Source organism: Ralstonia sp. 24A2 (assembly GCF_051783885.1).
In the GTDB taxonomy this organism is placed as follows: domain Bacteria; phylum Pseudomonadota; class Gammaproteobacteria; order Burkholderiales; family Burkholderiaceae; genus Ralstonia.
In genome coordinates, this window is record NZ_JBPVZD010000002.1 from 1 (window position 1) to 13933 (window position 13933).

Below are 13933 nucleotides of genomic sequence, written 5' to 3' on the forward strand. Positions count from 1 at the left end.
TTCCCACACTTGGCAACACCTTTCTCGTGTCCAACTGATGACGCAACCGTGAAGAATGCTCACCAGCCGAGGCTGCGCCTAGGATTGCGGGTTTAAAACGGCTCAAAAATGACGCCCGGGATACTCGAGGCTAACACTCGGGTATTCCCTAGATCACCCGGACGAGCAGTGCTTATTGGTGCTTGAACGCCGGAGAACGCTTCTCGACGAAGGCACGCATGCCTTCTTTCTGGTCTTCCGTGGCGAATGTCGAGTGAAACAAGCGCCGCTCTAGGTGCACTCCCTCGGCGAGCGAGGTCTCGTAGGCGGCGTTGATCGACTCCTTGATCATCATGACCGTGGGCAGGGAGAAGCCCGCGATGGTCTGCGCAGCCTGGATGGCTTCGTCGAGCAGCTTATCGGCGGGGATGACGCGCGAGACCAGGCCGGCGCGCTCGGCTTCTTCGGCGCCCATCATCCGGGCGGTCAGACAGAGGTCCATGGCCTTGGCCTTGGAGACAGCGCGCGGCAGGCGCTGCGTGCCGCCGGCGCCGGGCATGGTGCCGAGCTTGATTTCGGGCTGACCGAACTTGGCGGTGTCGGCCGCGAGGATGATGTCGCACATCATGGCCAGCTCGCAGCCGCCGCCCAGCGCGTAGCCGGCCACCGCAGCAATCACCGGCTTGCGGATGCGGCGAATGGTTTCCCAGTTGCGCGTGATGTATTCGTTCTTATAGACGGTGGCGAAGTCGTAGTCGGCCATGGCGCCGATGTCCGCGCCCGCCGCAAACGCCTTCTCGCTGCCGGTAATGACGATGGCGCCGATGCCGGCGTCCGCATCGAAGGCGAGCAGCGCGGCACCCAGCTCATCCATAAGCGCATCATTGAGCGCGTTGAGTGCCTTGGGACGGCTGAGCGTAACAAGGCCGACACGACCGCGTGTTTCGACCAGAATGTTTTCGTAGGACATGGAAGCTCCAGTTGGAATGCATGTAATATTAGCCGACCAACCGGTCGGTTAATCAATCAACCTGTGAACCCGCTCAGCAAGATCATGAGTCGGTTCAAGACCGAGGAGGAGACAAGATGACAAGCCCGACCATTCTGCTCGACTGGCACGATCACGTGGCCACCATCACGCTGAACCGACCCGACCAGCTCAACAGCTTCACGGCTGGCATGCACCGGGAGTTGCGCGATGCGCTGGACAAAGTGGAGCGCCAGCACGCACGGGCGCTGATCCTGACCGGTGCGGGCCGCGGCTTCTGCGCGGGGCAGGATCTCGCCGAACTCAGTTTCACGCCGGGGCAGATGACCGATCTGGGCCAGCTTATTGACGAGCAGTTCAACCCGCTGGTGCGCCGTCTGCGCGCCCTCCCCCTACCAGTGATTGCCGCGGTGAACGGCGTGGCGGCTGGTGCGGGCGCCAACCTGGCACTGGCGTGCGACATCGTGATGGCGGCTGAGAGCGCCTGTTTCCTGCAGGCGTTTGTGAAGATCGGGCTATTGCCGGATTCAGGCGGCACGTGGTTCCTGCCTCAGCGCATTGGCGTGGCGCGGGCAATGGGGCTGGCGATGCTGGGCGAGAAGCTCGACGCCAAGACCGCCCTGTCCTGGGGATTGATCTGGGGCGTCTATCACGATGCCAAGATTCTGATGACCGAGGTGTCGGCCATGGCCGATCACCTGTCCAAGCAGCCGACGCGGGCGCTGGCTGCCATCAAGCGCGCCATGCATGCGGCGCCCACGCAGTCGCTTGATGCCCAGCTTGATCTGGAGCGCGACCTGCAGCGCGAGCTGGGCAACTCCCACGACTATGCAGAGGGCGTGAACGCCTTCCTCCATAAGCGCCCCGCGCACTTCACCGGCGAATAAGGAAGCCCAGCGTGACCGAAACCATCCTCCACGATGCGCAGGCGCTGGCCGAAGCTGCCTGCAAGAGCATGTTTGACGCCGATGCCTGCACCCGCTGGCTAGGCATGCGCGTGGAGGCGGTCGCCCCCGGCTACGCCCGTCTGTCGATGACCGTGCGGCCCGAATTCCTCAACGGGCATCGTACGTGTCATGGCGGGCTGATCTTCACGCTGGCCGATTCGGCCTTCGCGTTTGCCTGCAACAGCCACAACCACAACACGGTGGCGGCCGGCTGCAGCGTCGAATTCCTACGCCCCGCGCACGGCGGCGACGTGCTGGCCGCCGAGGCGACCGAGCAGGTTCTGTCCGGCCGGCACGGCGTGTACGACGTGCGCGTGTCGAACCAAAATGGCGAGGTGGTTGCCATGTTCCGCGGCAAGTCTGCGCAGATTCGCGGCCACGTCATTCCTGACCCCAACAGTCCAGAGTCTTAGTTCGCCCTCTATATAGAGTAGAGCCCCTGATTGCGCCACAAGAGGACGCCATACAAAGGCGCCCCGAGGAGACCCGCATGCGCCCCCACTCGACCGACCTGCCGCTCGACCCAATCGAGACTGCCAGCCATGACGCCATCCAGGCGTTGCAGCTTGAACGGCTGAAGCACAGCCTGACCCACGCGTACGAGAATGTGCCGGCATATCGGACCAAGTTCGACGCGGCGGGCGTGCATCCTTCAGATCTGCAGTCGCTGGCCGACCTTGCGAAGTTTCCGTTCACGACGAAGAGCGACCTGCGCGACAACTACCCGTTCGGCATGTTCGCGGTGCCGCAGGATCGCGTTGCGCGCATCCACGCCTCGTCGGGCACCACCGGCAAACCCACCGTGGTCGGCTACACGCTGGCAGACATTGATACCTGGGCCGGGCTGGTGGCACGGTCCATCCGTGCTGCAGGAGCGCGGCGCGGCGACAAGGTCCACGTAAGCTACGGCTATGGCCTTTTCACCGGTGGCCTGGGTGCGCACTACGGCGTCGAGCGCGCGGGGCTGACGGCCATCCCCTTCGGTGGCGGGCAGACGGAGCGGCAGGTGCAACTCATCCGTGATTTCCAGCCGCAGATCATCATGGTGACGCCCAGCTACATGCTGGCGATTGCCGATGAGTTTGAGCGACAAGGGATGGACCCGGCCGCATCGAGCCTGCAGATCGGCATCTTCGGCGCCGAGCCGTGGACGCCCGAAATGCGTGCCGCCATCGAGGCGCGCATGGGGCTCTCCGCAGTGGACATCTACGGCCTCTCGGAGGTCATGGGCCCAGGCGTCGCCAGCGAATGCGCTGAAACCAAGGACGGTCCGACCATCTGGGAAGACCATTTCTACCCCGAGATCATCGACCCGAACACCGGAGAGGTCCTACCAGACGGCGAATTCGGCGAACTGGTATTCACCTCGCTGACCAAGGAAGCAATGCCGGTGGTGCGCTACCGCACGCGCGACCTGACGCGCCTGCTGCCCGGCACAGCGCGCCCGGGCTTCCGCCGCATGGAGAAGATCACCGGCCGCTGCGACGACATGATGATCGTGCGCGGCGTGAACGTGTTTCCTTCGCAGATCGAGGAGTTGATCCTCAAGCACCCAGCACTATCACCGCACTACCAGTGCGTGCTCGCCAAGGAAGGGCCGCTGGATACGTTGACGGTGCGAGTGGAAGCTGCGCTGGGCGCCTCTGCAGAGGTTGCCAAATCGGCCAGCAGCCAACTGGCGCACGACATCAAGTCGTTGATCGGCGTGACGGCCACGATCGAGATTCTGGCGACCGGCGGCATCGAGCGCTCGGTCGGCAAGGCGCGCCGCGTGGTGGACTTGCGGCGCGGCTAATCCTCGCGATTAACGGGTGGCGACGCCGACGCTGCCGCCCTTCGGCACCAACACCCACAGGCGGCCGGCCTGCTTCATTCGGCCTGCCAGGTCGCCAGCGGCGTCACCGTGGCCGAAGTAATAGTCGGCGCGCACGGCACCGCGAATGGCCGAGCCCACATCCTGCGCGAACACCAGCTTCTGGATCGGATCACTCGACAGCGGCTTGGTCGTCGACAGGAACACCGGGGAGCCGAGCGGAATGTAGGTCGGGTCCACCGCAATCGAGCGCTCGTCCGTGAGCGGCACGCCCAGCTTGCCGATGGGGCCCGCGGTGTTGCCGGGCGTTTCCGCAAAGAACACGTAGCGCGGGTTGATGTTGAGCATCTCTTCGACGCGGCCCGGGTTGGCGCGTGTCCACGCCTTGATGCCCTGCATGGTTGCCTGCGCGGGGGTGATTTCACCCGAGTCGAGCAGCCAGCGCGCGAACGAGCGGAACGGCTGGTTATTCGTGCCGCCCACGCCCAAGCGCATGATGCCGCCCTCTTCCAACTGGACCTGGCCCGAACCCTGGATCTGCAGGAAGGCCGCTTCGACCGGGTCATCCACCCAGACGACTTCTTGGCCTTGCAGTGTCGGGCTGTGGATCAACTGTGCGCGCGCCGGCAGCGTCTTGCCGCGCCACGCGGCGGGCATGCGGTACAGCGGCGTCTGATAGATACCGTGGCGGGTGCGGGAGCCGCGCAGCAGCGGTTCGTAGTAACCGGTGATCAGGCCGCTGTCGGTGCCGTCGTCTTTAACGACGCGGTACGGCGTGAAGTTGTCTTCAAAGAAGACGCGCATGGCGATCGGGTCACCGGCATCGATCATCAGGCCGGCGGAGCACACGCGCGACCAATCGGTGCGGCGCTTCATGGCCTGGCAGTTCGATTGCAGCGCGGGCCAGGCGGAGGCGAGATCATCGGCGGTCCAGCCCGTCACATCAGCCCAGGCGGCCGGGGCCAGATGCCCGCCCAGCGTTGCCGTAGGCGGTTGCGACGTTTCGACGCGCGGCGGCGGCCCGCTCGTGCACGCTGCCAGCAATGCGGCGACCAGCGCTGCCGCCAGCCCGCCCCATCGGCAGGGCAAAGCGTTGCGCGCTGGTGTCAATGCGTCCAAGGTTGCTGCTGTCATGCGTGTTCCATCCTGTCCGGAGAGGTCCCGGGCTTGGCTACAATGCCTCGCACCCGAGCTTCCCGCCGTCGACCATGAGCCAATTCTTTGAAAACCATCCGATGATGCTGTTCGGCCTGGAGGCCGGCGTGGCGCTGTTCCTGCTGATCTTCATCGTGATCTGGACCATGTCGGGCGCCAAGAAGCACCCGCGCCCGCTGCGCGCACCGCCCGATCACCCGTCGCGCCAAGGCGACGCGGCCAAAGCCTCAGAATCGACCAACGCCGCGCCCAAAGATTCGCAGCCGGCCAAGCCCGATGCTTCCTGATCGCTGATCAGTGCAGCATGCGCGGCATCACCAGCGCAAATTCGGGGATCGGCGCCTCGAAGCGGTGACCGTCTTCGGCCACGCAGAAGTATTCGCCGCGCATCGTGCCCACGGGCGTATTGATGGTCGCCCAACTCGTGTATTCGAAGGATTCGCCCGGCGGCAGCAGCGGCTGGTGGCCAACCACACCTAGACCGCTGACCTCCTGTGCCTGATCGTCGGCATCCGTGATCACCCAGTGGCGCGAGATGAGCTGGCTCGGCACGTCGCCGGTGTTGCGGATGGTGATGGTGTAGGCAAAAGCGTAATTGCCCTGTTCCGGCTCGGATTGCTCCGGCAGATAGCGCGCCCGGACCTGGACGGTGAGTTCGTAGCTCGGCATGACGATCCACTATAAGAATGGCGCCCATTGTGCGGCATGGCTGTGGCAGCGGCAAGGCGCGCGCCGGGTCCGTCGGTCAGTCGGCTGAACCGGCTAAAATGGCGACCTTCTTTGCGTACTTGCGCCCGTTCGCGCGCCTTACCCGCCTCCCATCATGTCCGCAGCCATCGATCCGTCCGGTTTCCGCATTGCCCCGTCCATCCTGTCCGCCGACTTTGCCCGCCTGGGCGAAGAAGTGCGCCGCGTGCTCGAATCGGGCGCCGACTGGATCCATTTCGATGTGATGGACAACCACTATGTGCCGAACCTGACCGTCGGCCCGCTGGTGTGCGAGGCCATCCGCCCGCACGCCCAGAAGGACGGCAAGCCGGTGCCGATCGACGTGCACCTGATGGTGAGCCCGGTCGACCGGATCATTCCCGACTTTGCCAAGGCGGGCGCCGATCTGATCACCTTCCACCCGGAGGCGTCCGAGCACATCGACCGCTCGCTCGCGCTGATTCGTGACAACGGCTGCAAGGCCGGCCTGGTGTTCAACCCTGCCACGCCGCTGCACTACCTCGACCACGTGATGGATCGCCTGGACATGGTGCTGATCATGTCGGTCAACCCGGGCTTTGGCGGCCAGTCGTTCATTCCGGAAGCGCTGAACAAGCTGCGCGCGGTGCGCCAGAAGCTGGACGCGTACCAAGAGAAGACCGGCCGCAAGATCCTGCTGGAAATCGACGGCGGCGTGAAGGCCGACAACATCGCCGAGATTGCCAAGGCAGGCGCGGATACGTTCGTCGCCGGTTCGGCCGTGTTCGGCAAGCCGGACGCGGACGGCGGCTACCGTGGCACCGTGGGCGCACTGCGCCAAGCCCTGGCCAGCCTGTCGTGATGACGACTGCCTTGCCGAGCGGCCCGGTCCGCGCCGTCATCATCGACCTGGACGGGACGATGGTCGACACGGCGGGCGACTTCCACGCCGCCATCAACGCGATGCTGGAAGCGCTCGGCGCCACGCCGGACATGTCGATTGACGAGGTTGTCAGCTACGTCGGCAAGGGCTCGGAGAACCTCGTGCGGTGCGTGCTCGACGCACGCTTGCCGCCCGCGCAGGCCAACAGCCGCTTCGCCGAGGCGCTGGACGCCTACCAGCGCGCCTATATCGCCATCAACGGCCAGTATGTGAACGTCTATGACGGTGTGCGCGAGGGGCTGGCGGCGCTGCGCGACATGGGCCTCGCCCTGGCGTGCGTGACGAACAAGCCACACGATTTCACGCAACCGCTCCTGGCGCAGCTTGGCTTGACCGAGTTTTTCGACCTCGTCTACCCCGGTGACGCCTTCCCCTACCGCAAGCCCGATCCGTACCCCATGCTGCGTGTGGCGGAGGCGTTTGGCGTGAATCCGGCCGAAGTTGTGGCGATTGGTGACTCAGAAAACGACGCGCGCGCGGCCCGCGCCGCCGGCATGCGCGTGCTGGCGGTGCCGTATGGCTACAACCACGGCCAGCCTATACAGCACGCGGGAGCCGATGCTATAGTCGACACACTTTTTGCGGCAGCCGAGTGGATCCGGCCCTTTGCAGAGCCCCATAACGCAACATCTGCCGCTTCCAACTGACGATCCATGTTCCTGAATCGCAAACGCATCTTCGCTCGTGGTGACCGGGGGGCCTGGCCCTGGCGACCCTGGCACGCCCTCGCTCGGGCGTAAGCGTTTGCACGGCTGTTGATCGTTCTCCCTCGGTTTTGGCACTCTGGCGCGTCACAAACGCGCCGCCCAAACCACCGCTATATCTCCCGCCCCAAACGCTGACCGCCCGCCGGTCTTCCGTTGGCTTCGTTATGCGCTTTCGGACGGCCCTTGCGGGATCGCACGGTCGCTTTTACGACTTTCGCGCGTTCCCATCCCTGATGTTCTGCTAACGTTCCGACGGCACAATCGCGTTTGCCGTGGAGCGAACGCATGCCGGTGGGCTCAATGCCGCCCGCTCGGCGAATCGACCTGACCGCTCATGACCGAACTCGAATTCAAATCGCTGGCCGACCAGGGCTACAACCGCATCCCGCTGATTGCCGAGGCGCTGGCCGACCTGGAGACGCCGCTCTCGCTGTACCTGAAGCTGGCGCAATCGCATGACCGTGGCACGAACACCTTCCTGCTGGAATCGGTGGTGGGCGGCGAGCGTTTCGGGCGTTACTCCTTCATCGGCCTGCACGCGCACACGCTGCTGCGCGTGCACGGCAACCACACGGAAGTCGTGACCGACGGCAAGGTCGTCGAGACCCACGACGGCAACCCGCTGGATTTCATCGCCGCGTTCGAGCGCCGCCAGAAAGTGGCGCTGCGCCCGGGCCTGCCGCGCTTCTGCGGCGGCCTGGCCGGCTACTTCGGCTACGACGCCGTGCGCTTCATCGAGCCGCGCCTGGCCGAAACCGCCCCGTCCGACGACCTGCAACTGCCCGACATCCAGCTCATGCTGTGCGAAGAGCTGGCCGTGATCGACAACCTGTCGGGCAAGCTCTACCTGATTGTCTACGCCGATCCGTCCAAGCCCGAGGCGTACTCGCGCGCCAAGCAGCGCCTGCGCGCGCTGCGCACCAAGCTGCATCAGCCGGTGGATGTGCCGGTGACGTCCGCGTCGGTCCGCACGGACTCCATCCGTGAGTTCGACAAGGCGGATTACATCACCGCCGTGCTCAAGGCCAAGGAGTACATCGCCGCCGGCGACATGATGCAGGTGCAGGTCGGCCAGCGCATCGTCAAGCCGTTCCGCGATGCGCCGCTGTCGCTGTACCGCGCGCTGCGTTCGCTGAACCCGTCGCCGTACATGTACTTCTACAACTTCGGCGACATGCAGATCGTCGGGGCGTCGCCGGAAATCCTGGTGCGGCAAGAAGAACGTCGTGTGCCCACTGCTGAAAACAACGGCAACGGCGCCGACGAATCCGCCCGCATCGTCACGATCCGCCCGCTGGCCGGCACCCGCCCGCGCGGCAACACACCCGAGCGTGACGCCGAACTCGCCACCGAGCTGCTCAACGATCCGAAGGAAATCGCTGAGCACGTCATGCTGATCGACTTGGCGCGCAACGACATCGGCCGCATCGCCGAGATCGGCTCGGTGAAGGTGACCGACCAGATGGTCATCGAAAAGTATTCGCACGTGCAGCACATCGTCAGCTCGGTCGAGGGGCGCCTGAAGCCCGGCATGACCAACATGGACGTGCTGCGCGCGACCTTCCCCGCCGGCACGCTGTCGGGTGCGCCCAAGGTGCGCGCGATGGAGATCATCGACGAGCTGGAGCCCGTCAAGCGCGGCATCTACGGCGGCGCGGTGGGCTATCTCTCGTTCTCGGGCGAGATGGATCTGGCGATCGCCATCCGCACCGGCATCATCAAGGACGGCAACCTCTACGTGCAGGCCGCCGCCGGCGTTGTCGCCGATTCGGACCCGGATGCCGAATGGAGGGAAACCGAACACAAGGCCCGCGCCGTGCTGCGTGCCGCCGAGCAAGTGCAAGACGGCCTCGACGCCGATTTCTGAGAGGGAAGGAGACCACCATGCTTTTGATGCTCGATAACTACGACTCCTTCACCTACAACATCGTCCAGTATTTCGGCGAGCTGGGGCAGGACGTCCGCACACACCGCAACGACGAAATTACGATCGAAGAGATCGAGAAGCTGAACCCGGAACGCATCTGCCTCTCGCCGGGCCCGTGCACGCCGACGGAAGCCGGCATCCTCGTCCCCGCGCTCAAGCACTTTGCGGGGCGCGTGCCCATCCTGGGCGTGTGCCTGGGGCATCAGGCGATTGCCGATGCGTTCGGTGGCCGTGTGATCCGCGCGCAGAAGGTAATGCACGGCAAGGTCAGCACCATCGAGAACACCGGCGTGGGCGTGTTCGCCAACCTGCCGCGCCACTTCAAGGTGACGCGCTATCACTCGCTGGCCATCGAGCGCGAAACGCTGCCCGACTGCCTGGAAGTGACCGCCTGGACGGAAGACGGCGAAATCATGGGCGTGCGCCACAAGACGCTGCCGGTGGAAGGTGTGCAATTCCACCCGGAATCGATCCTGTCGGAACACGGCCACGCGCTGCTCGGCAACTTCCTGAAGGAACGCGTCTGATGCGCCGCGCGTGCGCGGTTGCGCTGGCGACAGTGGCAATGGCAAGCCTGCCGGCGATGGCCGGTACGCTGGACGCCTGCCGCGCCGCCCAGGCCAGCAATGTCACCCAATGCGTGCAGGCCGCACGCAAGGCGGCGCAGGCCGAGCTGGCCAACGCGGAATCGACACGTCGCACTGCACTGCGCGCCCGCATCGCCGCCAACACCGGCACGGACCGGGGCGCCGCCATGGCCTTCGACCGCACCGTACGCGCACACCAACTCTATCGGCAGGCCGAATGCGACCTGCAACGCCGCCTGGCTCGCAACACGCCCAACGCCGATCTGGCCGAGGCTGCTTGCGACGCCGATCTCTCGCGTGAGCGCATCGGCGCCCTACGTGAGGCTGCAGCACCGGCAACCCCGGCGGCAGCACCTGCGGCGCCCAACTGAATACGGAACCACCATGACCATTTCTCCGCAAGAAGCGCTCACCCGCTGTATCGAACACCGCGAGATCTTCCATGACGAAATGCTGCACCTGATGCGGCTGATCATGCGTGGCGAGATGTCGCCCGTCATGGCCGCCGCTATCACCATGGGGCTGCGCGTCAAGAAAGAGACCATCGGCGAAATCGCCGCCGCTGCCACCGTCATGCGCGAGTTCGCCACCAAGGTCGAGGTGCCGGCAGAGGTATCGAATCACTTTGTCGACATCGTCGGCACGGGTGGCGACGGCGCCAACACGTTCAACATTTCCACCGCGTCGATGTTCGTGGCGGCTGCAGCCGGCGCACGCATTGCCAAGCACGGCGGACGCGGCGTCAGCTCCAAGTCGGGCAGCGCCGATGTGCTCGAAGCGCTGGGCGTGAACATCATGCTCACGCCCGAGCAAGTAGCCGAATCGATCGAGACGGCGGGCATCGGCTTCATGTTTGCGCCCAATCACCACCCCGCCATGAAGAACGTCGCCCCGATCCGCAAGGAGCTGGGCGTGCGCACGATCTTCAACATCCTCGGGCCGCTCACCAACCCGGCGGGCGCACCGAACATCCTGATGGGCGTGTTCCACCCGGACCTGGTCGGCATTCAGGTGCGCGTGATGCAGCGCCTGGGCGCCAAGCACGCCGTGGTGGTCTACGGCAAGGATGGTATGGACGAGGTGTCGCTTGGCGCCGCCACGCTGGTCGGCGAACTGAAGGACGGCGTGGTGACCGAGTATGAAATCCACCCGGAAGACTTCGGCATGCAGATGGTCTCCAACCGCAGCCTGAAAGTGGCCGACGCGGAAGAATCCAAGGCTATGCTGATCGATGCGCTGGAAAACAAGCCAGGCACGCCGCGCGAGATCGTCTCGCTCAACGCGGGCGCGGCGCTGTATGCAGCCAACATCGCCGGCTCCATTGAGGACGGCATGAAGCTGGCGCGCGAGGCCATCGCTTCCGGCGCGGCGCGCGCCAAGCTCGACGAACTCGTGCGCGTGACCAATAAGTTCAAGGCCTGACATGTCCGACATCCTGCAAAAAATCCTGGCCGTGAAGGCCGAAGAAGTGGCCGCCGCACGCAAGCACCGCGACCTCGCCAGCGTGCGCGCCGAGGCTGAAGCTAACCGCACCGACAGCACCTTCGGGCCCCGTGGCTTTGCCAAGGCCGTGCGCGACAAGATCGCCGCCGGCCACGCCGCCGTCATCGCCGAGGTGAAGAAGGCCTCGCCGTCCAAGGGGGTGCTGCGCCCGGACTTCAAGCCCGCCGACATCGCCCGCAGCTATGCCGAGCACGGTGCCGCGTGCCTGTCCGTCCTGACCGACGAGCAGTTCTTCCAGGGCCACGCCGATTACCTGCGCGAAGCCCGCGCCGCCTGCGCATTGCCTGTGCTGCGCAAGGACTTCATGGTCGACCTGTACCAGGTGTACGAAGCGCGCTCGTGGGGCGCGGACTGCATCCTGCTGATCGTCGCCGCGCTGGACCAGGGGCTGATGGTCGAACTCGAAGCCTGCGCGCTCGAACTCGGCCTGGACGTGCTGGTGGAAGTGCACGACGGCCACGAACTCGACCGCGCGCTGCGCCTGCAAACGCCGCTGGTCGGCGTGAACAACCGCAACCTGCGCACGTTCGAAACCTCGCTCGACACCACGATAGGGCTGCTCAAGCACATGCCGGACGACCGCATCGTCGTGACCGAATCGGGCATCCTCGTGCAAGACGACGTGCGCAAGATGCGCGCGGCCGCCGTCAACGCCTTCCTCGTCGGCGAAGCCTTCATGCGCGCCGACGACCCTGGCGCCGAACTGGCCCGCCTGTTTGCCTGATCGATGGCCCGCGAGATTGAATTGAAGCTGGCCGTGCCGGCCGGTGCGCACGATGCGCTGGTCGGTTGGCTGGATGTGCATGCGCAAGCGGCTGGCTCGGTGGAACTGGCCAACGTCTACTACGACACGCCTGATCAGTCGCTGGCGCGCAACCGCTCCGCGCTGCGCGTGCGTCGTCATGGCAGCCAATGGCTGCAGACGCTCAAGACCGCAGCAGTGAGTACGGCCGGGTTGAGCGCACGCCACGAATGGGAAGTGCCGCTGCAAAGCGACGCGCTCTCCGTCGACGCCTTCGTCGCCCACAACGCCGCCGAAGCTGCGGACTATGTGCGCCCGCACGCCGATCACCTCGCGCCGCTGTTCCGCACCGATTTCACGCGTCGCCTCTGGCACGTGGCAGCGGACGGCGGCGAGATCGAGATCGCGCTGGATGCCGGCGTCATCCTCATCCCCGGCACCGATGCACGCGAGCCGATCGATGAGTTGGAGCTTGAGTGGAAGCCGGCCGCCGGCAGCACACTAGGTGAAGACGCGATTGCCGAACGCCTGCACGCCTGGACGCAAACGCTGCGTGCCGCTGTGACCGGCCTCGCGCCGCTCGACATCAGCAAGGCGCAACGCGGCTACCAGTTGCGCGCGAAGGCTACCGGAGATCACGCATGAAACGCCGAGCCGATCCCGCCCAAAGCGCACTCTTCGACGAGCCTGCCGCTAAAGCACCCGCCAGCGATTTCATCCCGCTGGCCAAGCAGTTCGACGCACTGCCTGCGGACTGGAAGACCCTCCTCACGCCCTGCATCGCGCAGACCAATTGGCCTGCACTGTGCGCTTTCGTCGATGGTGAACGCGCGGCGGGCAAGCCGATCTTCCCGACGGACGTCTTCCGCGCGCTGCATCTGACGTCAGTCGACGATGTGCGCGTCGTCATCCTCGGCCAGGACCCGTATCACGGCACGGGCACCGTGGATGGCCGCGAGATTCCGCAGGCGCATGGGCTGGCGTTCTCCGTGCCGGCCGGCGTGCGCGTGCCGCCGAGCCTGCGCAATATCTACAAGGAAATCGAAGCCGAATTCGGTCAGAAGCTGCCGAGCGCTTCAGGCAATCTGGAGGGCTGGTCGCAGCAAGGTGTGCTGCTGCTCAACACCGTGCTCACCGTCGAACAAGGCCAAGCAGCGAGCCATGCCAAGCGCGGCTGGGAACGCATCACCGATTGCCTGCTGGAGCATCTGGCGCGTGTCGGCCACAAGCGCGTGTTCATGCTGTGGGGCAGCCATGCGCAGGCCAAGCGCGCGCTGCTGCCGGAGGGGCATCTGGTGCTGGAGGCGCCGCACCCGTCGCCGCTGTCGGCGCATCGCGGGTTCTTGGGGTGCGGGCATTTCAAGGCGGCCAATGCATGGCTGGTGGCGCAGAGCCAGCCGACGGTTGATTGGCTCAAACCGCAGGCGAACTAAGCAGCAACTCGACAACACAAGAGAGGTGCGATGGAAATCAAGGTGATTGCCCCACGGCTGGTACTCAGTGCACGACGTCACATCACGCTCGCTGAAGTCGGCAAAGAGGCGTCCGTGGTTTGCCCGGCAATGGAAGCCGATGCCGTCGCGCACAGCATGACCATCAATGGCCCATGGGTGTTCGTCTATCGCAACCTGCCGCAGGACAGCGACACGCCATGCGAGATCGAGTTCTGCCTGCCGGTGCAGTCAGCTGAGGGCTACAACGGTGACCACCTGTTGAAGACACTCGCGGGTGCAACCTGCGCAACGCACCTCTACGAAGGGCCGCTTGACGGGCTCTTTGGCGGCTATGCGACATTGCTGCAGGAAGCGGCGGCGCAGAACCGCCGCCTTTCCGGCGACAGTCGCGAGGTCTATCACTGCTGGCAAGGTCCGCAAGCTGCTGGCAACCGGGTGGAGCTCCAATTCGCGCTGGCGTCAGCGTGACGGGCTCGCGGGCGGCGCGACGCTCAACGCTGC

17 protein-coding genes are annotated in these 13933 nt (G+C 65.2%); 14 read left to right on the top strand and 3 right to left on the bottom strand.

The window, feature by feature from the left end; genetic code table 11:
- Positions 1–172 precede the first annotated feature (172 nt).
- Positions 173–949, bottom strand: coding sequence for an enoyl-CoA hydratase (locus ACS13N_RS04740; RefSeq protein WP_438930620.1), 777 nt, complete (start codon positions 947–949; stop codon positions 173–175).
- Positions 950–1065: 116 nt separating this feature from the next.
- Here ACS13N_RS04740 and paaG point away from each other — a divergent pair, with 116 nt between their 5' ends.
- The 3 genes from paaG to paaK all read left to right on the top strand — a co-directional run bounded on the left by paaG (position 1066) and on the right by paaK (position 3709).
- Positions 1066–1854: a 2-(1,2-epoxy-1,2-dihydrophenyl)acetyl-CoA isomerase PaaG gene (paaG, locus tag ACS13N_RS04745; RefSeq protein WP_438930621.1), complete on the top strand. Its 789-nt coding sequence runs from the start codon at positions 1066–1068 to the stop codon at positions 1852–1854.
- A gap of 68 nt (positions 1855–1922) precedes the next feature.
- Positions 1923–2327, top strand: coding sequence for a hydroxyphenylacetyl-CoA thioesterase PaaI (gene paaI / locus ACS13N_RS04750; RefSeq protein WP_438932790.1), 405 nt, complete (start codon positions 1923–1925; stop codon positions 2325–2327).
- Positions 2328–2404: 77 nt separating this feature from the next.
- A complete protein-coding gene (gene paaK / locus ACS13N_RS04755) occupies positions 2405–3709 on the top strand; it encodes a phenylacetate--CoA ligase PaaK (RefSeq protein ID WP_438930622.1) in 1305 nt (434 codons plus the stop codon).
- Positions 3710–3718: 9 nt separating this feature from the next.
- Here paaK and mltA read toward each other — a convergent pair whose 3' ends face one another.
- Positions 3719–4861 (bottom strand): murein transglycosylase A, encoded by a 1143-nt coding sequence (gene mltA / locus ACS13N_RS04760; RefSeq protein ID WP_438930623.1) that lies wholly within the window; start codon positions 4859–4861, stop codon positions 3719–3721.
- A gap of 74 nt (positions 4862–4935) precedes the next feature.
- Here mltA and ACS13N_RS04765 point away from each other — a divergent pair, with 74 nt between their 5' ends.
- A complete protein-coding gene (locus ACS13N_RS04765) occupies positions 4936–5169 on the top strand; it encodes a hypothetical protein (RefSeq protein WP_438930624.1) in 234 nt (77 codons plus the stop codon).
- 7 nt (positions 5170–5176) lie between these two features.
- On the opposite strand, the gene apaG is transcribed toward ACS13N_RS04765, so the two are convergent.
- Complete coding sequence (gene apaG, locus ACS13N_RS04770) at positions 5177–5551, bottom strand: Co2+/Mg2+ efflux protein ApaG (RefSeq protein WP_438930625.1); 375 nt, start codon at positions 5549–5551, stop codon at positions 5177–5179.
- Between the two features lie 154 nt (positions 5552–5705).
- On the opposite strand from apaG, the gene rpe reads away from it, so the two are divergent.
- From rpe to ACS13N_RS04820, 10 genes are all read left to right on the top strand, one after another.
- On the top strand, positions 5706–6431 hold the full coding sequence (gene rpe / locus ACS13N_RS04775; RefSeq protein WP_438930626.1) for a ribulose-phosphate 3-epimerase: 726 nt from the start codon (positions 5706–5708) through the stop codon (positions 6429–6431).
- Positions 6431–7159 carry a phosphoglycolate phosphatase gene (locus ACS13N_RS04780; protein WP_438930627.1) on the top strand — a complete coding sequence of 243 codons (729 nt, stop codon included), beginning with the start codon at positions 6431–6433 and terminating at the stop codon, positions 7157–7159. The genes rpe and ACS13N_RS04780 overlap by 1 nt, the downstream gene beginning before the upstream one ends.
- Positions 7160–7553: 394 nt before the next feature.
- Entirely contained in the window at positions 7554–9086 is a 1533-nt protein-coding gene (gene trpE / locus ACS13N_RS04785) for an anthranilate synthase component I (protein WP_438930628.1), read from the top strand.
- 17 nt (positions 9087–9103) lie between these two features.
- Positions 9104–9673, top strand: a complete 570-nt coding sequence (locus ACS13N_RS04790; RefSeq protein WP_169340233.1) for an aminodeoxychorismate/anthranilate synthase component II — start codon at positions 9104–9106, stop codon at positions 9671–9673.
- Complete coding sequence (locus ACS13N_RS04795) at positions 9673–10104, top strand: lysozyme inhibitor LprI family protein (protein WP_438930629.1); 432 nt, start codon at positions 9673–9675, stop codon at positions 10102–10104. Before ACS13N_RS04790 ends, ACS13N_RS04795 begins: the two co-directional genes overlap by 1 nt.
- A gap of 13 nt (positions 10105–10117) precedes the next feature.
- Positions 10118–11155, top strand: coding sequence for an anthranilate phosphoribosyltransferase (gene trpD / locus ACS13N_RS04800; RefSeq protein WP_438930630.1), 1038 nt, complete (start codon positions 10118–10120; stop codon positions 11153–11155).
- 1 nt (position 11156) lies between these two features.
- Positions 11157–11960 (top strand): indole-3-glycerol phosphate synthase TrpC, encoded by an 804-nt coding sequence (gene trpC / locus ACS13N_RS04805; protein ID WP_438930631.1) that lies wholly within the window; start codon positions 11157–11159, stop codon positions 11958–11960.
- 3 nt (positions 11961–11963) lie between these two features.
- On the top strand, positions 11964–12623 hold the full coding sequence (locus ACS13N_RS04810) for a CYTH domain-containing protein (RefSeq protein ID WP_438930632.1): 660 nt from the start codon (positions 11964–11966) through the stop codon (positions 12621–12623).
- Positions 12620–13411 carry a uracil-DNA glycosylase gene (locus ACS13N_RS04815; protein ID WP_438930633.1) on the top strand — a complete coding sequence of 264 codons (792 nt, stop codon included), beginning with the start codon at positions 12620–12622 and terminating at the stop codon, positions 13409–13411. The genes ACS13N_RS04810 and ACS13N_RS04815 overlap by 4 nt, the downstream gene beginning before the upstream one ends.
- Before the next feature lie 30 nt (positions 13412–13441).
- Entirely contained in the window at positions 13442–13900 is a 459-nt protein-coding gene (locus tag ACS13N_RS04820) for a hypothetical protein (RefSeq protein ID WP_438930634.1), read from the top strand.
- The last annotated feature ends 33 nt before the right edge of the window (positions 13901–13933 follow it).